This is a genomic window from Rhodococcus sp. IEGM 1341, assembly GCF_030056895.1.
Taxonomy (GTDB): domain Bacteria; phylum Actinomycetota; class Actinomycetes; order Mycobacteriales; family Mycobacteriaceae; genus Rhodococcoides.
In genome coordinates, this window is record NZ_JASHKV010000007.1 from 139,777 (window position 1) to 160,005 (window position 20,229).

Here is a 20,229-nt window from a genome sequence, read left to right on the forward strand (position 1 = left end):
TGACCTGCCCCAGAAACTTGAACGGCGTTCAAGGTAGCAGGCCAGCGGCCTGTGCCACACCGGCACGGGTGTGGTTCAGAAGGGCGGAGGGTCGTATCGGGTGCGGTCGTATCGAACGCGTGCATGAACGACGCGACAGTGTTCCAGGTAGGACCGTCGCTTCTCCGCCAACTTCTTTCGGTCGATACCCGTTGTCGCAGAACGACAGTCGTCCAGAGTCGGTGGTGCACACCCGCTGTACTCGAGCTCCCAGCGGGTGGGTTCGAGCAGGCTCGCTCCCGGCCTCGACGAGACCCTTCGCCGTCGGCGGGATGCGCGGGGAGTCGCGATCGACAACTCCGGCAACGTGACTCTGCGTAGACCGAGCGAGTTCGACCACAGAATCGCGCCGCCTGCGAGCATCACCGCCGACCACGCCCCCGAGGTCTTGGCCTGATGATGGAACACGCACACCGGCTGAAGGTTGGTCACGATCGTCCAGCCGCCCCGCTCGGGATCGTCGTGATCGAACGGAACCAGATGATCGATCTGACACCGGGCCGCCGGCACGTCGCAGTTCGGGAAAGTGCACGTGCGATAGGCAGCCCGAACGAACGCCGCGACGCGGGCACCGGGCCGATACGTCACCGCAGACCGCGACGGAGCGGACTCGCCGCCATGACCGTCGGGAAAGATGCCGCGAGCACGCTCGGGCCGTTCGGCAATCCATGCAAGCCACCGTGCGACGAGCCCATCGCGGACAGACTCCTCCCCCAGTAGCGGGACTGCAGGTGGGAGGCAGTGGGCATCCCCGAGACGCGCGGACGGAAGCTGGGCGGCACCTCGTACCCGACCAATGCCGACCACCCGACGCAACAACGACGGCACCGCCGTAGGGAACGGTCCGAACGAACTCGACTGCATACCCAGCCCATCGCCGCTGCGGAAGCCGGTTTGGTCAGGGCCGGAGTGCGAGCGACTGCCGGGGCGTTCCGATGCCGGGCCGTCAGGGGTGCCCGTGGTGCCGCCGCTGCCGCCGTTGGGAGAACCGCGGCCGCCCGAACCACCGCCATCGGGGCCAATGTCGTCTGGACCACCGCTATCCGGGTCATCGCCATCCGGGCCGCCCCCGTCAGGACCGCCGTCGTCAGGGCCATCGCCATCCGGGCCGCCGCCGTCAGGACCGCAGTCGTCAGGGCCGCCGTCGTCAGGACCGCCATCGTCAGGGCCGCCTTCGGTGCCACCGTCCAGCCCATTGGTATCAGGGCTGTCACCGTTTCGGCTGTCATCGTTCGATCCGTCGTCGCCCGTGTTTCTCTGTTCCGGCTTCAGCATCTCGACCAGCTCGGTCAGCAGTGCCTGCCACTTGGCATCCGTGGAAACGATGCGCGCCACTTCGGGGTCGATGGGCGTCCCGTCGGGGAGGGTTGCAGGCTCCGAGGACAGTCCCAGCAATGTCTCCACAGCCACCACGATCTGGAGGAGATGCCCGCGCCGAGGAGGAATGTCGTCGACAGCGCCTGCCACCGGGCAGTCGTCGCCGCGATCGCACTGGCACGCCAGTGAATGCTCGCCGTGCAGCAACGCCATCAGACCCGCGGCCCGAAGTGTGCCCGTCGATCGTGGGTCGCGCTTGCAGACCGTCCCGACGATCTCGACGATGAGCGCATCCGCCTCTGCCGCTTCGAGATCTGTAATCTTCGCAATGAGCGACGCGATCCCACCCGGACCGGTGCGGTCGATCCGCACGCCGACCTCCTCGGACTTCGCGGTCTCACGGGCAGCTGCGGCACCGATCGGGTCGGCCTTCATCCACAGCCGCCAGATCCGATTACGCAGCGCCTGCGGACGCATCCGGCCACCCGCCGCACACACCTCGTACTCGATCTTCGCGATCGTCTCGTCGCTGGCACGATGCAGCACCGAGGTGATGGTGACCACCGTCGACCAGTCGAAGCTGCCGGTGACGAAACGCAAGGCAGTCAACGGCATTCGATGCAGACGCTCGGCGACGTCGTGCACCACGGACGCATCGCGGCGCGTTCCGGTCATCGTCACGGCCAGATCGCACAGGGCACCGCGGACTGTCTCGCCCGGATCTCCACCGGCAGCTTCGGCTGCCTCGAGGCGCATCTCGAGCACGTCGCTGTAGGCGAGCACGGTCGCTGCCCGAGCGAGATTCTCGTTGACACGGTTGAGTGCGATGACGTCGAGAAACCCCGCGATGCAGTCATCGACCGGCGGCGTCTCCGCCGCTCCCCACCCCCCGGTATCGAACATGAATTCGATGATACGAGAGGGGTACGACAAGAAAATCCGAGAACAATTCGAGTCGTATCGGTATAACTGCAACGGTGGCCAGCTACACGATCCGCGACATCCGCCCGGGCGACGAGGAGCAGCTGGGCGCAGCGCACGTGGCGATCTGGAAGGCGACGTACGCGGGAATGATGAACAGCGCCAAGCTCGATGCGATACGCCCTCGCGATCGCATCGAACGATGGGAGCAGATCATCGCCCGCCTCGACGAGCAGTCGAGCCGCGGTGTGCGCACCCGATGCGCCGTCGACACCAGCGATTCACGCATCGTCGGTTTCGCCACCGGCGGCCCACCACGCGACGAAAATCCGCCGGCACCGACCGAACTGTGGTCACTGAACGTTGTGCCCGAGCACCACGGCACGGGCGTCGCGACAGAACTCAGGACCACCGTGATCGACCGGGAGGCATCCACATATCTGTGGGTGGCAGCGGCCAACCATCGCGCGGTGGCGTTCTACCGCAAGCATCGGTTCGAGCTGGACGGCACCGAGAAGTTCGACCCGCTCTGGGAGTGCCTCGAAGCCCGGATGGTCAGGGCTTGACCGGCGGTTCTCGTCTGGACTCGTCGGGATCGAGCTTCTCGGGGTTCAGTACCACCTCGGCCACCATCGGAGTCGTCTCGACGGTCGAATCGCCGTACCGAACGGCCACCGTGTTCGGCAGGAAAGCTTCCAGCGCACGCGGAGTGATCCACCACAGCAGCGCCGAGAACAGGATCAGAATGTTGACCCACTGCAGAACTGTCGCCGCATTCTCGGACGGAATCACGCGATCGAACACCTGGATGTTCATCACCAATCCGTGGATGGCGATCAACACCCACAGTCGTCGGTAGCGGTAGAACACCCAGACCGCCGCGGCACCCCAGCACAGTGCCCACAGAAAACCGCCTCCGCCGAAGTACATGTAGAGGAGGCCCCGCATCGTGCCCGACAACGCCATGATCGCCCAGATCGGGACTCGGCCGACGAGCAGCAGCACCGGCAACGCGACCAGGATCGGCTCCTCCCGTAGACCCACGACGAGAGCGGAAACCACTGCGAGCCAATCGGACTCGACCGAGGCCGGGATCGAGAAGCTGAATCGGACGATGTCCAACCGCGACAACACGAGCAGCGAAGCAGAAGCGGCACCGATCGCGGCACACCACGTGAGCGCAGCCTCGAACGCGGTCCCACTGCGGGCCGGCCACACCGTAGGCAGCTTCCGACGCCGAACGAACCAGACGATGGCGATCGCGACGGCACCCACCAACACCTGCGCCGCGCCGACAGCGAGATCGGCCCACTGATCCCCTATCGACAGAATCGGGGCCGGCGCGTCGGGCTCACGGAAACGCCACAGCGCACCCATCAGGCCGACCAAGTAGACGACGACCCAACCGGCCACCAAACCCAGGACGATGACGGCGGTACCGGCAGCGGTCAGACCACGCCGAGGCGAGCGCTCAGCAAGCCCCGCGTCGACACCGGTCGTCACCAGGCCACCACCATTCCGCTCGATACAGCACCGCCGAACAGCTTGTCTATCACGCCCGGGCCGAGAATTCAGTACCGTCCTGGCGATACGAGCCGGCGGAGCACTCACGGCCGACGAGGTGCGGCGGTTGTTGCGTACTTACTTGGAGCCGCGCTCCTGAGCCGAGTCGACGGGGAATCTGCGGCCGTAGTACCACCCGATCACCGCGACGACGACGCCCGCCGCGGCAATGGCACCCAACACCGATCCGAAGCCCGACGCATCCACGACGCGACCGACGACCAAGGGAGCCACGAGAAATCCGATCCGAGAGACGAGCGAGACGATCGAGATGGCCGCTGCCGAGGACACACCGGGAAGCCGCCCGGCCAGGCTGAAGACGATGGGAAACAGCGGGCTCGCACCCAGGCCGGCAACCGCGAACGCACCGATGACCAGGACCGGTAGATCCGCGGCCAGAAGCGACAGACCCAAGATGACGAGGAACGCCCCCGCCACCAGTGACGCGCCTCCGGTCAGCACCGCCGACGGTCCGAACCGATCGACGATCCGGTCCCCGACCAACCGGCCGATCAGCATCGCGGCCGAAAACGCAACGAACGCCATACCGGCCGCACCCGGGCCCGCACCCTCTTCCGTCGTCATGTAGACAGCGCTCCACGATTGCGGGAAATCCTCCATCAGCCCGGCGAGCAGCACCACGGCCCCGAGCAGGGCCAGTGCAGCCGTCGGCCGGACGAGAACGGGCCCCGGCGCTCGGTCTTCGTGATCGACGCGCGCCACCGATTCCGGACCCACCAGACCCCGGCCGACGGCAGCGAGAGCGAGCATCAGCACCACCGCGATCAGAGCGAAGTGCGCTACCACCGGCATCCGGATACCGGCCGCGGCCGCGCCGGTCACTCCCCCGACGACGGCACCGACACTCCATGCGGCATGAAAGCTGCTCAGCAGCGACTTCCCCGCGCGTTCCTCGACGAGGACGCCCTGCGCGTTCATCGAAATGTCCATCACTGCGTCTGCCCCGCCGAGCAGCACCAGCGCCGCCAACAGCGTCCACCACGACACAGCCACCGCAGGCAGCACGAACGCCGCACACAGCGACAGACCCGAGGCGAGAATCGCCCACCGACTGCCGAAGCGTCGGACCAAGGCAGCTGCGACAGGCGCGGCAGCCAGCCCGCCGAGACCGATTCCGGTCAGCGCGAGGCCGAGGGTGGCAACGTCGATCGACAGCGACCGCTGGATCTCCGGAATGCGCGGAGCCCAGTTGGCGAACACCGCTCCATTGACGAAGAAGACGACGAGAACGGACAGCCGGGCGCTAGTCATATCGCTGCGAGCCTATCGTTCGCGAGCCGGCCGGATCCGTTACTCGAGGTAACGTCGATGGGATGCATGTGTCCGACCGCCTCACCGACCACGTTCCCCAGCGCTGGCTCGAGCCCCTCGTCAAGCACGCCGAGGCCCTCAAGTTCCTCATCGTCGGAGCGATCACCTTCGTTGTCACCGTCGTACTGTTCTTCGGTCTGAAGTGGACGATCCTGCAGGACAAGCCGGTGACAGCGAACGTTCTGGCCGTGCTGATCGCGACGATCGTGTCGTACATCCTCAACCGGGAATGGTCGTTCACTGCGCGCGGCGGACGACGACGTCACCACGAAGCAGCGCTGTTCTTCGCCGTTGCCGGAACCGGCCTGGCAATCAACCAGCTACCGCTGTGGGTGTCGAGTTACATGCTGGATCTGCGGTCGCCGAACGTGTCCTTCCTCACCGAGAACATCGCCGACTTCGTCAGCGGATCCATCATCGGCACGTTGTTGGCAACCGCATTCCGATGGTGGGCGATGCGCAAGTTCGTCTTCCCGGAGCAGGTGGACGTTCTCCCCGATCCAGTCGCCCTGACCGTTTACGGTGGACGGCATGGCGACCACTAGGACCCTCGTGCTGATGCGGCACGGCAAATCCGGCTACCCCGACGGAGTACCGGATCACGAACGACCCCTGGCCGCCCGCGGCCAACGCGAGGCGGCACTCGCCGGAGCCTGGATTGCCGAGCACGTCGGCAGAGTCGACGCAGTGCTGTGCTCGACGGCCCTGCGCACCCGCGAAACCCTGGCCGCCACCGGCTTGGATGGCGCTCCCACCCGCTTCGAGCGAGACATCTACGGCGGATCCGCCGACGAGATCATCGACGAAATTCGGCTGGCCGACACCTACTTCGACGACGTGACGGTATCCACCTTGCTGGTCGTCGGGCATGAGCCCGGAATACCCTGGACCGCACTCGAACTGGCGGCAGACGACGACACCGACCTGGCCCGAGAGGTGCGACACCGCTTCCCCACCTCGGCAATCGCAGTGCTGACCACCGAGGCGTCCTGGGCAGAACTGGCCGCAGGCTCGGCCACCATCACCGAGTTCTGCATCCCCCGCGCCGAGCAGTGATCAGGGCTGGTCGGTAGTCAGTGCTATCGGTAGTCAGCGGTTCCTGAGGTAGAGGTAGCCGGCACCGCCTGCTGCGATCAGCAGAATCAACGCTGCGGGGAACCCGAGCAGCCACCACACCAACGCCAGCACCACCAACGCGGGCGCGGCGGCGATCAACGCGATGCCGGGATTCTCGCGAACCGTCTCCAACGCGGACTGTGCGTGCACTCTGTCGATCTTCTTGCCTGCCATCGTCGACTCCCGGGTTTCGTATGTCCTGTATGCGTACTTCCACAGTAGCGCGGTCAGCTACGACTTTTGGTGGAGCGCAGCGTCGTACCTTCGGCCGAACCACCAGGTACGACGCCTCCGCAGGGGTATCGCGCACGCATCGGCTGCGGTGAGATCAGGGCCATGAACAATCCGATTCTGCTCACGATCGCGATCTGCGAGGTCGGCTTCTGGGTTCTGGTGATCGGCGGCCTGTGCCTGCGCTACGTGGCACGCATGCGACGCGCCAGCACGATCACGCTCGCCCTGCTCCCTGTCCTCGACATCGTATTGATCGCGGCCGTGGCGCTCGATCTGCACCGGGGCGGAGACGTCGAATTCGCGCATCGCCTCGCCGGTATCTACCTCGGCTGGACCGTCGTGTTCGCGCACTCGACGGTGGCCTGGCTCGACGTGCGCTTCGCGCACCGATTCGCCGGCGGACCCGCACCGGTCAAGCCCCCGAAGACCGGTCCACAGGCCTACCGCAACGAGATCCGAGGATTCGTGAAGTGGCTGGCCGCTGCCGCTATCGCGCTGGCGATCACCTACGCATTGGCCTACACCGTGGCAGACTCGGAGCAGGCAGCAGCGCTGAAGACCGTGATTCAGCCTCTCGGCGTCATCACATTCTTCTGGTTCGTCACCGGGCCGCTGTGGGTGGTCGGTAAGAAGAATTCGAGCTCGAAAGATGTGGCAGGAGAAGGTCGACTCTGATGCTGGGTGATTCCCGGATACGGGGTTTTCACCGCGTAGTGCGCACGTTTCGCCCGTCCTGGCGGCCGCGCAATCCCATGGTGCTGCCGATCGAGATGCTCCTGGCCACACTCGTCTACGCCGGATTCCAACTCTCGACGGGCATGGTCGGTGACACGAGAGACGAACTCGTCAGCAGCCCACCCCTGATCGCGGCGAGTGTCGTTGCCCTGCTGGCGATGACCGCGGTGACGTGCGTGCGCCGATCCTTTCCGGTCACGGCATACTTGTCGGTGGTGGCCATCAGCATCGCACTGATTCTCGTTCTGCCGGACCGGACTCTCGGGTTCACCCCGCTGTACTGGTTCGCCATCGCCGCCTTGGCAATTCGGGTGGCCGGGCCACGCCTGTTCGCCCCCATCGCCGTCGGGTTGATCCTCGAAATCGCTGTCAGCGTCGACACCGGCCCCGGTGGCACGATCGGCGTGGTCGTCGAGCAGATCGCGAACCTCGCCATCAACTACACGGTGCTCATCGCACTGGGCAAGTACATCGCACGCGGACGGGCGCAGGAACTCGAGAGCGAGGCTGCTCTCGGCCGAGCCGAAATCGAACACCGGCAACGGCTGAACGCGGCACTGGACAACGAACGGAAGACCATGGCACGCGAACTGCACGACGTCGCGGCTCACCACCTGACAGGCATGCTCATCCAGGCCAAGGCATCGAGGACGCTCATCACCAGCAACCCCGAGCAGGCACGCGAACTAATCACCGGCGCAATCGGACACGGCCAGCGCACCCTCGACAGCCTGCGTCAGATCGTCGGAATCCTGCGCCCGAGCGACACGACCGACAGTAGCTTCGACACCGACAGTGCTCCGCAGCCGATGATCTCCGATATCGCCGAACTGATCGAACAGTCACGAATATCGTTCGGGCGCATCGAGATGAGCATTGTGGCAGACAGCGACGATACCGACAGCGCCGTGCAACTGACGTGCTACCGCATCGTTCAGGAATCGCTGTCCAATGCCCGACGTCATGCGCCGAACTGCGATGTGCGCGTTGAGGTATCGAATCGATCCTCGGCCATCGAGGTGACCGTCACCAACACGATCACCTCGGGCAGCTCCGAACCGGACGAGCCCTCGGGTCAGGGATTCGGAATTCCGGGAATGCGGGAGCGGGCAGCACTGCTCGGCGGCACCCTCGATGCCGGATTGTCCGGCGACCGAGCGACGTGGACCGTGCGCGCTCGACTGCCCATCGGCGGGAAAATCTCTCGGCCACTGGAGGTGCCGGCATGATCACCGTACTCATCGCGGACGATCAACCGGTGGTTCGGCAGGGATTCGAGCTATTTCTGGCCGGCCATCCCGACATCGAGGTCGTCGGGCACGCGAGCTCGGGAAAACATGCCGTGCACCAGGTGTCGGCATTGCGACCGGACGTCGTACTGATGGACATCAGGATGCCGAACGGCGACGGGCTGACCGCCACGCGCGAGATACTGGCGCAGTTCGACGGCGTTCGCGTCATCGTCGTCACCACGTTCGACCTCGACGAGTACGTGTTCGCAGCTCTCGACAGTGGAGCGTCCGGCTTCCTGCTCAAGGACACCGATCCCGACGAACTCGCCGACGCGGTGGTCACCGTCGCCGGCGGCGGATCGGTCCTCTCCCCCAGACTGACCCCGCGCTTGATGACAGAGTTCGCTCGCCGGGGCAGTCCGAGTCGAGCCACTACCGTTGCACCGCAACACGACCTGAGTCTGCGCGAAATGGAAGTGGTGCAACTGTTGGCGCAGGGCCTGGGCAACAACGAGATTGCCCGGGCCCTGCAACTCGAACAGAGCACGGTGAAGACTCACGTCGGCAACATCTGCCGCAAGCTCGACGTCAACACCCGAGTGCACGTGGTGATCTGGGCCTACCGCAACGGCATTGCGACGTAGGTCTTTACAACTAGGCCGCTCTGCGCTCGTCTTCGTCAGCAGTCTCGCTGGTGTGCTCTACCAGCGAAGCGGAGTGGTCGGTGTACTGGAAGTGCGGTCGCTTGTCGCCGATGTACGAGGTCATCCACGACACCACCGCGACGTAGCGGTTTCGGAAGCCGACCAGGTACATCAGGTGCACGGCCAGCCACATGAGCCAGGCGATCGGGCCCGACATGTCGACCTTGCCGAACAGCCGTGCCACAGCACTGAATCGGCCGACGATCGACATGCTGCCCTTGTCGGTGTATTTGAACGGCGTCCCGGCATCGACCTTGCCGATGATCATCTTGGCGACGTGCCTGCCCTGTTGCATAGCCACCGGCGACTGACCGGGGAGCTTGTTCAACGACGTCACGTCGCCGATCGCGTAGATGTCCTTCGCCGAACCGACCGTCAAATCGTCGTGTACGAGAAGCCTTCCGGCACGGTCGGTCTCGCACCCGGTGCGCTCGGCGACGGTCGACGCCAGATCACTGGCCTGCACTCCCGCCGACCAGATGACCGTCTTGGCCGGGTACGTCCGCGACGTCTTGGTGTCGACATCCTGCACCGTGACGACGTCGTCGGCAATGTCGGTGACCATGGCACCGGTGACGACGTCGACGCCCGACTTCTCGAGCTTCGTGCGGGCGTACGCGCTGAGCTTGCCGCCGAATGCGGGCAGCACTTCCTTGACTCCGTCGACGAGGGTGACCGTGACATCGCTCGGGTCGATGTCCGGGAACGATCCGGCGAAGTAGCGGTGCGCGAGATCCCTGATCTGGCCGGCCAATTCGACACCCGTCGCGCCTGCACCGACGACGACGAAGCTCAGCAACTCCTTGCGAGCGGCCGGATCGGTTGTCAGGTGCGCGGTTTCGTAGCAACTCAGGATCTGCTCACGCAGAGCGATCGCGTCGTCGACGGTCTTGAGTGCGAACGTGCGGTCCTTGAACTCGTCGCGGCCGAAGTACGCCTGCGTGGCACCCGTGGCGACGATGAGACGACCGAAGCCGATGGTGTGGTTCTGCCCGGCACCGACGTAGGTGACCTGGTGAGCGTCGGGATCGACATCGACGACGCGTCCGAGACGCACGTCGGCGGAGTCGTACTGCGCGAGGATGCGCCTGATCGGAGGGGCGATCTCGCCCGTCGAGAGCATTCCGGTGGCGGCCTGATAGAGCAGCGGCTGAAAGAGGTGTTCGGTGGTGCTGGAGATCAGCGAGAACGTCACACCGGCCTTGCCCAGAGACTTGGCGGCGGCCAATGCTCCGAATCCCGATCCCACGATGACGACGTCGTACGTTTGCACAGCACTTTCCTTTTCGGCTCGAGTCTTTCCCTCTACGAAGAACTACCTCCATGAAACTCCGACCGCGAAGCTCTATCAACGCGGAAGTTGAAATAGCATCTATGAGCAGAACTCATGATTGAATGGCAGCATGGAACTGCGGCAGCTGAAGTACTTCCTCGCGGTCGGGGAGGAACTGAACTTCTCTCGCGCTGCCGAACGCTGCTACGTCTCGCAATCGGCGATCAGCCTGCAGATCTCCAAGCTGGAACGAGAAATCGGTGAGCCCCTGTTCGAGCGGACCTCTCGTACCGTCCGATTGACCGTTGTCGGAGCACAATTGGTCTCCATCGCCCGGCACATGGTGGAGCTCGAGCAGTCCGCCCTGGCGCTGACGACCCGAAGGCGGAATCAACTGCGCCTGACCGGAAACATGACATTCGCAGCCAACGCCATCTCCGCCATCGTCGCGGTCCGCGAGCGCCATCCCGACGCCGAGATCGACTTCGTCCTGAAACGATTCGCAGAACAGATCGAAGCGGTGACGTCCGGCGACTGCCAGGTGGCGCTGATCCGCGGCAGCGTCGAACGCTCCGGTCTGCACGTGACCGAGCTGTGGACCGAGGACCTCGTCGTCGTCCTCCCCGAGGGCCATCCGCTGGCGGGTGAGGACAACCCGAGCCTGAGCCAGCTCGCCGGCTACCCCCTGCTACTTCCCAAACGGAGCGAGCAGATCCTGCTGCACCGGGTGATCGAGCGCGAGATGAAACGCAGCGGACTGCCGCTGAGCTTCGGCCCACCCGTGGCGTCCGACCACACCGCCAGCGCCGAACTCCTCAAGAACCCGCAATGCTGGTCCATCCTGTACGCCAGCACCGCCGACAGCACCCCCAAGACCGGCCTGGTCTTCTGCACCGAGGCCGACCGGAGGCTTCGGCTACCGGTATCGGCCGTCGTCGACGCGACCGTGCCCGCCACCGACATTCAACGCGACCTCGTGGCGGCTCTGGCCGCGACGGCACCTGTCAAACCCACGGCACCGGTTCAACCCGCCACTCCGGCGAGCTGAGCGAACGCGGCATCGGCGTCGAACAATTCGGCGCGATCGTACGTCGACGTCGAGGCCATGATCTCGTTCGCGCCGGTGCGCTCGACTACCTCCTCCAGCCGCGGACGGACCTGCCCGGCCGTACCCAGGATGCTCGACGCCAACGACGCCTCGATTCGGTTCCGCGTCTGCGGCGTCCATTGCGATTCATCGATCGCCGACGCCGGTTCGAGAGCCGAAAACTCGCCCTCGCGTCTGGACCTGGCCATCGCCCATGCCTCCGGGACGGCGAGCCTGCGGGCATCGGCGGCGTCCGCTGCGATGGTCACGTCCAACGACACGATCACGTACGGTTCGGGATTCGCGGGCGTGGGCCGAAAGTGCTTGCGATAGAGCGCCAATGGATCGTCTTGCTGCAATACCGGTCCACCGACAACGACCGGAAGACCAGCGCGGGCGGCCACCTCGAGGCCTGCTCCGGTGGCGAGGACGAACACCGGCGGAGAAGACACAGCCGGCCGGGCCGTCACCGGGCCCGAACCATCCAGATACGAACGCAATTCGGCGATATCGGCTTCGAACGTGTCGGTCCGCTCACTGCGCAATGCTGCCCGAACCGGTTCGGTGAAACCGAGGGAACGGCCGACACCCAGATCGATCCGGCCGGGAAAGAGTGACGCCAACATCAGGAATTGCTCGGCCACGACCAGCGGCTGATGATTGGGCAGCATCACCCCGCCGGATCCGACGCGAATGCGTGAGGTGCGCGACGCCACCGCCGCGGCGAGAACCGCAGGCGCGCCCGACGCGATTCCGGGGACGCCGTGATGCTCGGCCACCCAGAACCGATGCAGCCCGATCTTCTCCGCATGCACTGCCCGCTCGACGGTATGGCGCAACGCCGAGGCGTCGTCGAAACCGGTTCGAGTGCGGGATCTGTCGAGGAGTGAAAGCAACACTGCTGGAACAACCGACGAGGCGTCGGGCATATTTCTCGAAGTGCTCGTCCACTGCGGACCGAATATGTCCGCAATAGCGGTCAGTCTGTATCCATGAACCTCACCATGAAGATCGAACTCGTCACCCTCGCCGTCACCGACGTGGACCGCGCCAAGGACTTCTATACCTCGATCGGCTTCAACGCCGACCATGACGCCCGCCCCTGGGACGGCATCCGGTACGTCCAGCTCACTCCGCCGGGTTCGGCCTGCTCCATCGCGATCGGCGAGGGCATCACCGACGCCGAGCCGGGCAAGAGGGCCGGGATTCTGATGGTCGTGGACAACGTCCAGGAGGCCTACGAGCACCTCACGTCGGCGGGCCTGACCATCGATCCGCCCAAGGACGAGGGCTGGGGCACGTTCGTGTACTTCGCCGACCCCGACGGCAACAAGTGGTCGGTGCAGCAGTTGCCCGCAGAGTCCTGACTCGCCGGATCTAGGACTGACCGAAGGCCAGCCGGGCCAGGATGCCGCGGTGATCGGAACCGGGAATCGTCACGGCTTCGACCGATCGAACGGCCAGGTCTGCCACCAGAACATGGTCGATGGCGATCACCGGCGGGTACCAGGTATGCGCCGGGTACGTCCTGAGCATGCCCGCCCCGGTGGCCACCGCGGCATCGACGAACCGGCCGTCCTGCAGATCCCGGTACCGCCGATGATCCTGCGTCGCGTTGAAGTCGCCCGCGACCACCACGGGACCGTCGTCGACGGGGATCTTGGCCAACAGCTGGCGCAGTAACCCCAGCTCACGTACCCACTCCGACGGCTCCCGCGGCCACGGCGGCACCGGATGGACCGCGAACACCAGCGGCCGGCCCGGCATCTCCACCCGCGCGGAGAGCAGTTCTGTCACGAAACCGTCGTGCCTGCGCTGGTCGACGAGCGGGAAGCGGCTGTAGATTCCGCCGCCTTCGCCGCCGGGAGCTGCACTGACGTGCGCGTGCGGCAACGAGCCGGACAGTCTCGGGCGCAGACGGGCGTCGGCCTCCGGCGTCAGTTCGACGAGAGTGAGCACGTCGGGTCGGTACTGCACGACCAGCGCTGCCAACGCGTCGAGATCGGCCTGCCCCAGCCAGATGTTGGCGTGCAACACCGTCAGACTCGATGCCTCGACCGTCGTCCGGGAGCGGTGCCTGAACAGAGGAATCTGCGTGGCCGCGGCAATCATCGATACAACCGCGCCCGCTGCCAACCCCCACCAACCGAACGCCACTGCCGCGAGAGCAGTGCCGGGCACGGCGGCGAGCATGAGGACATGTGCCAAAGCACCGAAGACGAGCATCGCCTGCCCCCGGGCGTCGACGAGGTGCGCTGCGATGCCCAGTGCCGCTGCGAAGAGCAGTAACAGAGCCACCGATCCCGAAACCATGAGCGGAGTGTGACAGGCAAACCTGAGGCCGAGCTGGGAGCCGTCCCTATATCCGACCGAAGTGTTCGCTTTCTTGCAGCAAACACGACACAATCGACAGCGCTGTCCGCACGCACTAGGGGGAAGTTTTCCGTGAATCGAAGGCAACTGCTGCGTTTGGCCGCTGCCGGAATGCTCGGCGCTGCCGCCGCTCCGGTCCTGAGCTCAGCCGGACTGCCGGGTTCTGCCACAGCAGGCGCACTCCCCATCGGTGCCGAACGAATCCGATCACTGGTCCCCGAGCTGTTCGCCGATCCCCCGCGCCCACCGGACCACTCCCCCGTACTCGTCATCGGCTCCGGGTTCGGTGCCAGCGCCGCCGCCCTCCGGATGGCGCAGGCCGGCACCCAGGTCACCGTCCTCGAACGCGGACTGCGCTGGCCACGTGACCCGTGGCGCGAGATCTTCACCGCTGACATGACCGCCGACGGACGCGGACTGTGGCAACAGACCTCGTTCACCAACATCACCGGAATGCCCGTCGGACCGGTCGACCTGTTCGGCGGCGTACTCGACACCACCCGCTACGAAAACCTCTCGGTCTGGCGCGGCGCGGCCGTCGGCGGCGGCTCGATCGTGTACACCGGCGTCACCATCGCCCCCGACAAGAAGTTCTTCGACCTCTCCTTCGGCGGACGACTGAACTACGACGAGATGGCCGCCACCTGGTACCCGAAGGCCCGCTCGATGCTCCGGCCGTCGCCGATGCCCGAGGACGTCTACAACAGCCCGAACTTCGCACACTCGCGCACCTGGGACGACCACGCCCGGCGGGCAGGCTTCACCCCCCAGGCAGTGGACGGCAACTGGAACTGGAACGTCGTCCGCGACGAGATCGGCGGCCGCTCGAGGCCGTCCGCAACCGTCGGTGCCAGCACCTTCGGCAACTCCAACGGCGCCAAGCACGACCTGACGCAGAACTACATCCCCCAGGCCGAGGCCACCGGCCGCGCGACGGTATGTCACAGCCACCGCGTCGCGGCGATCGGTGCCGAATCCGGCGGCCGCTACCGCCTCGAGATCGAACGCCTGGATCCGTTCGGCAACGTCGTCGAGACACGCGCTCTCACCTGCGACACCCTCGTCCTCGGAGCTGGATCCATCGGCACCACCGAACTGCTGATGCGCGCCCGCACCACCGGAGCGCTGTCGAACCTCAACGAATTCGTCGGCACCGGCTGGGGCACCAACGGCGACGCATCGATGACCCGCTCCCTCGGGCCGATGTCCGCCGGACCGCAGGGTGCGCCCTGCGCGTCACGCATCGTCGACGACTCGGGACTGCCACTGACCGTCGAGAATTGGTACGTCCCGGGCGTTCCGATGAACCTGGGTTTCATCGGCTCACTCGGTATGACCATCGACCCACTGCGCGGGAACTTCGGATTCGACTCCGCCACAGACCGATTGACGCTGAACTGGCCCAAGGGTGGCAGCCGGGACACCGTCGAAGCCCTGCGCTCCGTGCAGAATCGGATGGCCCAGGCCGGCGGCACCATCGTCGCGGCCGAGCCGTTCACCCGCGACGTCGACGACACCTTCACCGCCCACCCCCTCGGCGGCGCGGTACTGGGCGACGTCACCGACGGCTACGGCCGGGTGAAGGGCCACCCCGGGCTCTACGTCGTCGACGGTGCGTTGATCCCCGGCAGCACCGGAGCCGCCAACCCGTCGCTGACCATCACCGCGCTCGCCGAACGCAACGTCGCGCAGATCATCGCCGACGGTCGCTGACCGTTCGAAAGTGGGTAGACCCGCGCGAAACGGGTAGCCCACAGGTATGCCCGTCAACGATCCGACCGAACGCACCATCGCCGACCGCGACGTCGAAAAGCGCTGGAGCGATCCCGGAGCCTTTCGCAAAGCGGCGGGATACTGCGCGGCCGTGGTGGCGGTGGCTGCGGCATTGACCGCAGTATTCCTGGTCGTCGACCGCACGAACCCCGTGTTGGCCGCATCGGTGCCCGCGGTGTGCTTCCTCGGCGGAATCGGAGCTCTGACGTTGGGATACAAGTCCTACCGCGCCGGTGGCACGTGGCCGATCTGGCAGGGCGCGGCATGGTTCCTGTTCACCGTGATGCTGCTCGGTCTGGCGATGCCGATGTTCGCAATTCGTCAGTGACCGTTGGCGTCAACCGAGCTGAATATCGGGGCGGCCTTCGGGGACGGTGACGGTCGCGGCTGTGCGCACCGCCTTGCCGGGCGTCGACACCGCATCGAGAACCCTTACCTCCGAATGCCATTCGGTGTTAGTCAGCGTGCTGCGGAGATAGCCGCGCCGAGCGTTGCCGTACTTGACGTGCGGTGAGGCTTCGGCGATGGCCGCACCGGCGGTGTCGACGTCGGCACCGTCCTTGCCCGACGCGATCGAGGTGGTCGCGATCTCCACGCCTTGGATCGGCGACGCCTGATCCTGGTAGTCGCGGCGTAGTTCGGAGACGATCGTGCGATGGATGTCGCCGACGATCGACGCGACGTTCTTCGTGCCACGATCCCTGGCCCCGTCCAGAATTCGGTGCCGAGACGCCTCGTAGCCGCTCCACGGGTCCATCCCGACCTTGCGATCGCTGCCGAGCCCACGGGCCAAGTCCGAGATGACCGTCTGGTGCGCCAAGAAGTTCCACGTCGACGATGATGCGAACCCGTCGAGTATCCACTTCTCCTGCGCCGCACCGGTGATCGTGCGCGACGGATCAGCCGTCTCGGCGTCCTGGGCATGCTCGCCGTCCCCGTGCGCCTGATCGCTGCGGTACTGCCGCGTGTCCAGTACCGAGAAGTCCACCAGATCTCCGAACGAGAACCGGCGATAGACCGTCATGTCCGGTCCGACGGGCTTCAGATTCGCGCGAACCGGCGTGTTCTCCCACCACGCCTTGAACGCATCGGCTCTGCGCAACAGGAACTCTCGCGGGTCGTCATCGTCCTGACTGATCTGCGAGGCCCAGTTGTTGTCCACCTCGTGATCGTCGAACGTCGAGACGAACGGCGCCGACGCATGTGCCGCAGCGAGATTCTCGTCCGCCTTGTACAGCGCATATCGGTCGCGATAGTCGCTGAGCACCATGGTTTCTCGGGCAGCCGAATCGGTGCGCGGCTCGCCCTTGCGTGCGCCCTCGTCCTTGATTGCGTACTCGTAGATGTAGTCGCCCAGAAAGAACACCACATCGAGATTCGACGCAGCCAAGTCCTGGTACGCGCCGAAGTAGCCGTCCTCCCACTTCTGGCACGACGCCCAGGCGAAATCGAGCTTGCTGAGCGGCTGGCCCAGTGCCGGAGCAGTCTTGGTGCGTCCGACCGGACTGGCATGCGGTCCGACGAGGAACCGATAGAAGTATTCGCGAGCAGGCTCGAGACCTCGGACGTCGACGTGAATCGACCAGCCGTCGAACTCGGTCGCCAGCTCGATACCTTCGCGGGTGATGCTCGCGAATCGCTCGTCCGCCGAGATCTGCCACCGTACCGGCACCACTCCGGGAGTCATCCCGCCCAGTGGCGCAAAGGGATCGGTGGCGAGCCTGGTCCACAGCACGACCGAATCGGGCAGTGGGTCACCGGATGCCACGCCGAGACGGAACGGATAGTCGGGAGTCACCACGGACTGTGCGTTCGCCGTCGTTCCCGCGAGTCCCGGAGTGAACGCCAGCGCCCCCACCAGCGCACTCCAGGTCAGGAACTGTCGACGCGTGGCCCCCGCCCGCAAGGAGATGTCCTGCCCGATCCGTATCTCGTTACCCCGTCTCACCATTATTCGAGGCTCTCGCGCCCGGGAGAACTGTGCCCATAATCGGGTCTACCGCGAAGTGAACACGACGTTTCGAATCGATTCAGGACCGAATATGTCCGCGATCTCGGCAACACTCGAGCGCATGACGAACACCGACCGCACAGGCTCCCAAATCGACCAACTCAACATCGGCGTCGCCGATCTCGGTGCCAGCGCCGAGTTCTACGGTGCTGTCCTGGAACCGCTGGGGATCACCGAAATCATGCGGGTACCGCACACCCCCGAGGCGAACCAGCTCGCGATGATCGCGTTCGGTTGGGCGCAGGTGAAGCCCTTCTTCTGGATAGTCGACGCCCCGGGTTCGGCCATCGGTCCGCACACCCATCTCGCCTTCAGCGCCGCGGATCGCGCGACGGTCGATGCCTTCCACGCCGCAGCACTGTCGGCAGGAGCAGTCGAGCTCCGGCCGCCGGGACTGCAGCCGGAATACCACGCCACGTACTACGGATCATTCGTGCGCGACCTCAACGGCATCGACCTCGAGGCCGTCTGCCATCACTGACGATCGACAGCATCCGCGAAGGGGACCGGTCAGCTGCTGCCGAACATCGGAGGCAGGGTGGGGCGCTTCAGATCAGCCGCGCCCCCGGCCCCGCCTTGCCCAGCTCGTCGCCGGGATTGAGCAGGGTGCACTTGTTCAGCGAGAGGCAGCCACAGCCGATGCACCCGGTCAGTTCCTGTTGCATTCGCGCAATCGACTGCTTTCGATCCTCCAACCTCTGGTTCCAGGCGGACGAGATCTTGGCCCAGTCACGCTTGTTCGGGGTGCGACCCGACGGCAACGACGCGAAGACCTCGGCCACCTCCGCCAGTGGGATCCCGAACCGCACCGCCACCTGAATCAGCGAAATTCTCCTGATGGCGTGACGTGGAAACTTGCGTACGTTTCCGGCCGTCCGCTCGGCAGGAACGAGCCCGAGGGTCTCGTAGTACCGGACCGCCGACACTGCGGCACCGGTTCTGGCCGCAACCTCACCGATGGACAACAGCTCGTCGCTTTTGCGGATCATTTTGCCTCCCAACCGGTGAACGGATTTGACCTGAAGTGCACTCGAGATCCTAACCTTCGTCATCATGCACCCCTCCACCGAACCCACGACCGGAACCTGGCGACAGCTGCTCAGCACCCGCTACCTCGGCACCGCAACCGTCCTCGCGGGCGGCGTAGCGCTGTACGCCACCAACGTCTACCTCACCACCAGCCTGCTCCCCACTGCCATCGACCAGATCGGCGGCCAGCGCTACTACGCCTGGACGGCAACGGTTTTCCTCATTGCGTCCGTCATCTCCTCGATGCTGGTCAGCAACATCCTCGCCGCCCGCGGACCACGAGGCGCCTACCTGATCGACCTGACCATCTTCGCTCTCGGAACCGTCGTGTGCGCGCTGAGCTCCACGATGGAACTGCTGCTGGTGGGCCGAACGATCCAGGGTGCAGGAGGCGGCCTCCTGGCAGGACTCGGCTACGCCGTCATCAATGCAGCTCTGCCACAACACCTCTGGACTCGCGGCGCTGCACTGGTCTCGGCCATGTGGGGCGTCGGAACGTTCGCGGGCCCGGCCATCGGCGGCATCTTCGCTCAATTCGGAGCGTGGCGAATGGCGTTCGGTGTGCTCGTGGTCGCAGCTCTGGCCGTCGCCGCCCTGGTCCCCAAAGCACTCCCGGCCCGCACGAACGAGACCACCGAGACGAGCCCGGTGCCCACCCTGTCGCTGACCTTGCTCACCACAGCTGCACTGCTGGTCAGCGCGGCCGGAGTGATGTCCAACCTCGCGACCACCGCAGTGATGGTCCTGGCCGGCGTGCTGCTCCTGGTCGCCTTCGTGGCCGCAGACCGTCGCGCGCCCCACGGCGTGCTTCCGCCGTCTACATTCAGCGCATCGTCCCTGAAGTGGGTGTACCTGACCATCGTCGTCCTCGCCGTCGCCTCGACGGTGGAGACGTTCATTCCGCTGTTCGGCCAACGACTGGCAGGCTTGGCACCGTTGGCCGCCGGATTCCTCGGAGCTGCGCTGGCATTGGGCTGGACTCTCGGCGAGATACCCAGCGCATCGGCCACAGCACCACACGTCGTACGACGCATCGTCATCGGTGGACCAATCCTCGTTGCCGCCGGATTGTGCACCATGGCAGCACTTCTCACCGATCGGGCGGGTGCAGGTGCGATCGCGGTGTGGGTGGTGGGTCTGATCGTCGCGGGTGTCGGAATAGGCATCGCGTGGCCGCACCTGGCGGTCGGAGCCATGACCTCGGTTGCCGAACCGGGAGAAGGCGCACGAGCCTCCGCCGCCATCAACACCGTCCAACTGATCGCCAACGCCTTCGGCGCAGCCCTCGCGGGTGTGCTGGTGAACCTCGGCGAACCATCGACGCTGCGATCGGCTCAGTTGCTGCTGTTCACTTTCGCCGCGCTGGCTTTGATCGGGGTGACAGCGGCGGCGCGATCGCAGCGGACGTAGGTTCGGGAGCTGTCCGGCGAGCCGGTTCAGGCGTGCGGGTATCGAAAACACCCCCGGGACGAACCAGCTCGCCATGACCA

21 protein-coding genes are annotated in these 20,229 nt (G+C 65.5%); 12 read left to right on the forward strand and 9 right to left on the reverse strand.

The annotated features are described in order from the left end of the window. Positions 1-75: 75 nt before the first annotated feature. Positions 76-2,259 (reverse strand): HNH endonuclease signature motif containing protein, encoded by a 2,184-nt coding sequence (locus QM615_RS16605; RefSeq protein WP_283347683.1) that lies wholly within the window; start codon positions 2,257-2,259, stop codon positions 76-78. Between the two features lie 74 nt (positions 2,260-2,333). Here QM615_RS16605 and QM615_RS16610 point away from each other — a divergent pair, with 74 nt between their 5' ends. Next, positions 2,334-2,843: a GNAT family N-acetyltransferase gene (locus QM615_RS16610; RefSeq protein ID WP_269595350.1), complete on the forward strand. Its 510-nt coding sequence runs from the start codon at positions 2,334-2,336 to the stop codon at positions 2,841-2,843. Here the strand turns inward: QM615_RS16610 and QM615_RS16615 are convergent. Together QM615_RS16615 and QM615_RS16620 are read right to left on the reverse strand one after the other, a co-directional pair. Continuing rightward, complete coding sequence (locus QM615_RS16615; protein WP_269595351.1) at positions 2,833-3,780, reverse strand: CPBP family intramembrane glutamic endopeptidase; 948 nt, start codon at positions 3,778-3,780, stop codon at positions 2,833-2,835. The genes QM615_RS16610 and QM615_RS16615 overlap by 11 nt on opposite strands. 138 nt (positions 3,781-3,918) lie before the next feature. Next, a complete protein-coding gene (locus QM615_RS16620; protein ID WP_149407512.1) occupies positions 3,919-5,112 on the reverse strand; it encodes an MFS transporter in 1,194 nt (397 codons plus the stop codon). 62 nt (positions 5,113-5,174) lie between these two features. On the opposite strand from QM615_RS16620, the gene QM615_RS16625 reads away from it, so the two are divergent. Beyond that, positions 5,175-5,717: a GtrA family protein gene (locus QM615_RS16625; RefSeq protein WP_121873393.1), complete on the forward strand. Its 543-nt coding sequence runs from the start codon at positions 5,175-5,177 to the stop codon at positions 5,715-5,717. Next, positions 5,704-6,228, forward strand: coding sequence for a SixA phosphatase family protein (locus tag QM615_RS16630; RefSeq protein ID WP_121873604.1), 525 nt, complete (start codon positions 5,704-5,706; stop codon positions 6,226-6,228). Before QM615_RS16625 ends, QM615_RS16630 begins: the two co-directional genes overlap by 14 nt. 33 nt (positions 6,229-6,261) lie before the next feature. Here QM615_RS16630 and QM615_RS16635 read toward each other — a convergent pair whose 3' ends face one another. After that, entirely contained in the window at positions 6,262-6,462 is a 201-nt protein-coding gene (locus QM615_RS16635) for a hypothetical protein (protein ID WP_068053408.1), read from the reverse strand. A gap of 162 nt (positions 6,463-6,624) precedes the next feature. On the opposite strand from QM615_RS16635, the gene QM615_RS16640 reads away from it, so the two are divergent. The 3 genes from QM615_RS16640 to QM615_RS16650 are packed head-to-tail and all read left to right on the forward strand — an operon-like array spanning position 6,625 to position 9,133. Then, positions 6,625-7,197: a hypothetical protein gene (locus tag QM615_RS16640; protein WP_183130528.1), complete on the forward strand. Its 573-nt coding sequence runs from the start codon at positions 6,625-6,627 to the stop codon at positions 7,195-7,197. 38 nt (positions 7,198-7,235) lie between these two features. After that, the gene (locus QM615_RS16645; RefSeq protein WP_188078804.1) at positions 7,236-8,486 is read left to right on the forward strand and encodes a sensor histidine kinase; all 1,251 of its coding nucleotides are present in this window, start codon (positions 7,236-7,238) and stop codon (positions 8,484-8,486) included. Further along, a complete protein-coding gene (locus QM615_RS16650; protein ID WP_121873395.1) occupies positions 8,483-9,133 on the forward strand; it encodes a response regulator transcription factor in 651 nt (216 codons plus the stop codon). The genes QM615_RS16645 and QM615_RS16650 overlap by 4 nt, the downstream gene beginning before the upstream one ends. A gap of 10 nt (positions 9,134-9,143) precedes the next feature. On the opposite strand, the gene QM615_RS16655 is transcribed toward QM615_RS16650, so the two are convergent. Continuing rightward, the gene (locus QM615_RS16655; protein ID WP_121873396.1) at positions 9,144-10,466 is read right to left on the reverse strand and encodes an NAD(P)/FAD-dependent oxidoreductase; all 1,323 of its coding nucleotides are present in this window, start codon (positions 10,464-10,466) and stop codon (positions 9,144-9,146) included. Positions 10,467-10,596: 130 nt separating this feature from the next. Between QM615_RS16655 and QM615_RS16660 the strand changes: the two genes are divergently transcribed. Next, a complete protein-coding gene (locus QM615_RS16660; protein WP_121873397.1) occupies positions 10,597-11,514 on the forward strand; it encodes a LysR family transcriptional regulator in 918 nt (305 codons plus the stop codon). Here QM615_RS16660 and QM615_RS16665 read toward each other — a convergent pair. After that, on the reverse strand, positions 11,490-12,452 hold the full coding sequence (locus QM615_RS16665; RefSeq protein WP_183130530.1) for an MsnO8 family LLM class oxidoreductase: 963 nt from the start codon (positions 12,450-12,452) through the stop codon (positions 11,490-11,492). The two genes, QM615_RS16660 and QM615_RS16665, sit on opposite strands and share 25 nt — an antisense overlap. Before the next feature lie 93 nt (positions 12,453-12,545). Between QM615_RS16665 and QM615_RS16670 the strand changes: the two genes are divergently transcribed. Next, a complete protein-coding gene (locus QM615_RS16670; RefSeq protein ID WP_149407510.1) occupies positions 12,546-12,920 on the forward strand; it encodes a VOC family protein in 375 nt (124 codons plus the stop codon). 10 nt (positions 12,921-12,930) lie between these two features. Here QM615_RS16670 and QM615_RS16675 read toward each other — a convergent pair whose 3' ends face one another. Continuing rightward, on the reverse strand, positions 12,931-13,866 hold the full coding sequence (locus QM615_RS16675; RefSeq protein WP_121873400.1) for an endonuclease/exonuclease/phosphatase family protein: 936 nt from the start codon (positions 13,864-13,866) through the stop codon (positions 12,931-12,933). A 132-nt stretch (positions 13,867-13,998) separates the two neighbouring features. Here QM615_RS16675 and QM615_RS16680 point away from each other — a divergent pair, with 132 nt between their 5' ends. Together QM615_RS16680 and QM615_RS16685 are read left to right on the forward strand one after the other, a co-directional pair. Next, complete coding sequence (locus QM615_RS16680; protein ID WP_149407509.1) at positions 13,999-15,639, forward strand: GMC oxidoreductase; 1,641 nt, start codon at positions 13,999-14,001, stop codon at positions 15,637-15,639. A 46-nt stretch (positions 15,640-15,685) separates the two neighbouring features. Further along, complete coding sequence (locus tag QM615_RS16685; RefSeq protein WP_121873402.1) at positions 15,686-16,027, forward strand: hypothetical protein; 342 nt, start codon at positions 15,686-15,688, stop codon at positions 16,025-16,027. Positions 16,028-16,036: 9 nt separating this feature from the next. Here QM615_RS16685 and QM615_RS16690 read toward each other — a convergent pair whose 3' ends face one another. Further along, positions 16,037-17,650, reverse strand: a complete 1,614-nt coding sequence (locus tag QM615_RS16690) for an alkaline phosphatase D family protein (RefSeq protein ID WP_149407508.1) — start codon at positions 17,648-17,650, stop codon at positions 16,037-16,039. A 121-nt stretch (positions 17,651-17,771) separates the two neighbouring features. Here QM615_RS16690 and QM615_RS16695 point away from each other — a divergent pair, with 121 nt between their 5' ends. Further along, entirely contained in the window at positions 17,772-18,191 is a 420-nt protein-coding gene (locus tag QM615_RS16695; protein ID WP_121873606.1) for a VOC family protein, read from the forward strand. A 67-nt stretch (positions 18,192-18,258) separates the two neighbouring features. Here the strand turns inward: QM615_RS16695 and soxR are convergent, their stop codons facing one another. Beyond that, positions 18,259-18,696, reverse strand: coding sequence for a redox-sensitive transcriptional activator SoxR (soxR, locus tag QM615_RS16700; RefSeq protein WP_183130555.1), 438 nt, complete (start codon positions 18,694-18,696; stop codon positions 18,259-18,261). 67 nt (positions 18,697-18,763) lie between these two features. Between soxR and QM615_RS16705 the strand changes: the two genes are divergently transcribed. After that, complete coding sequence (locus tag QM615_RS16705; protein ID WP_149407507.1) at positions 18,764-20,149, forward strand: MFS transporter; 1,386 nt, start codon at positions 18,764-18,766, stop codon at positions 20,147-20,149. Positions 20,150-20,229: the final 80 nt, after the last annotated feature.

What these genes read in the sequence shown, in the direction of transcription:
- QM615_RS16605 (WP_283347683.1), bottom strand. Translation starts at nt 2,259, where the DNA reads ATGTTCGATACCGGGGGGTGGGGAGCGGCGGAGACGCCGCCGGTCGAT.
- QM615_RS16620 (WP_149407512.1), bottom strand. Translation starts at nt 5,112, where the DNA reads ATGACTAGCGCCCGGCTGTCCGTTCTCGTCGTCTTCTTCGTCAATGGA.
- QM615_RS16625 (WP_121873393.1), top strand. Translation starts at nt 5,175, where the DNA reads ATGCATGTGTCCGACCGCCTCACCGACCACGTTCCCCAGCGCTGGCTC.
- QM615_RS16630 (WP_121873604.1), top strand. Translation starts at nt 5,704, where the DNA reads ATGGCGACCACTAGGACCCTCGTGCTGATGCGGCACGGCAAATCCGGC.
- QM615_RS16635 (WP_068053408.1), bottom strand. Translation starts at nt 6,462, where the DNA reads ATGGCAGGCAAGAAGATCGACAGAGTGCACGCACAGTCCGCGTTGGAG.
- QM615_RS16640 (WP_183130528.1), top strand. Translation starts at nt 6,625, where the DNA reads ATGAACAATCCGATTCTGCTCACGATCGCGATCTGCGAGGTCGGCTTC.
- QM615_RS16650 (WP_121873395.1), top strand. Translation starts at nt 8,483, where the DNA reads ATGATCACCGTACTCATCGCGGACGATCAACCGGTGGTTCGGCAGGGA.
- QM615_RS16660 (WP_121873397.1), top strand. Translation starts at nt 10,597, where the DNA reads ATGGAACTGCGGCAGCTGAAGTACTTCCTCGCGGTCGGGGAGGAACTG.
- QM615_RS16670 (WP_149407510.1), top strand. Translation starts at nt 12,546, where the DNA reads ATGAACCTCACCATGAAGATCGAACTCGTCACCCTCGCCGTCACCGAC.
- QM615_RS16675 (WP_121873400.1), bottom strand. Translation starts at nt 13,866, where the DNA reads ATGGTTTCGGGATCGGTGGCTCTGTTACTGCTCTTCGCAGCGGCACTG.
- QM615_RS16685 (WP_121873402.1), top strand. Translation starts at nt 15,686, where the DNA reads ATGCCCGTCAACGATCCGACCGAACGCACCATCGCCGACCGCGACGTC.
- QM615_RS16690 (WP_149407508.1), bottom strand. Translation starts at nt 17,650, where the DNA reads ATGGTGAGACGGGGTAACGAGATACGGATCGGGCAGGACATCTCCTTG.
- QM615_RS16695 (WP_121873606.1), top strand. Translation starts at nt 17,772, where the DNA reads ATGACGAACACCGACCGCACAGGCTCCCAAATCGACCAACTCAACATC.
- QM615_RS16705 (WP_149407507.1), top strand. Translation starts at nt 18,764, where the DNA reads ATGCACCCCTCCACCGAACCCACGACCGGAACCTGGCGACAGCTGCTC.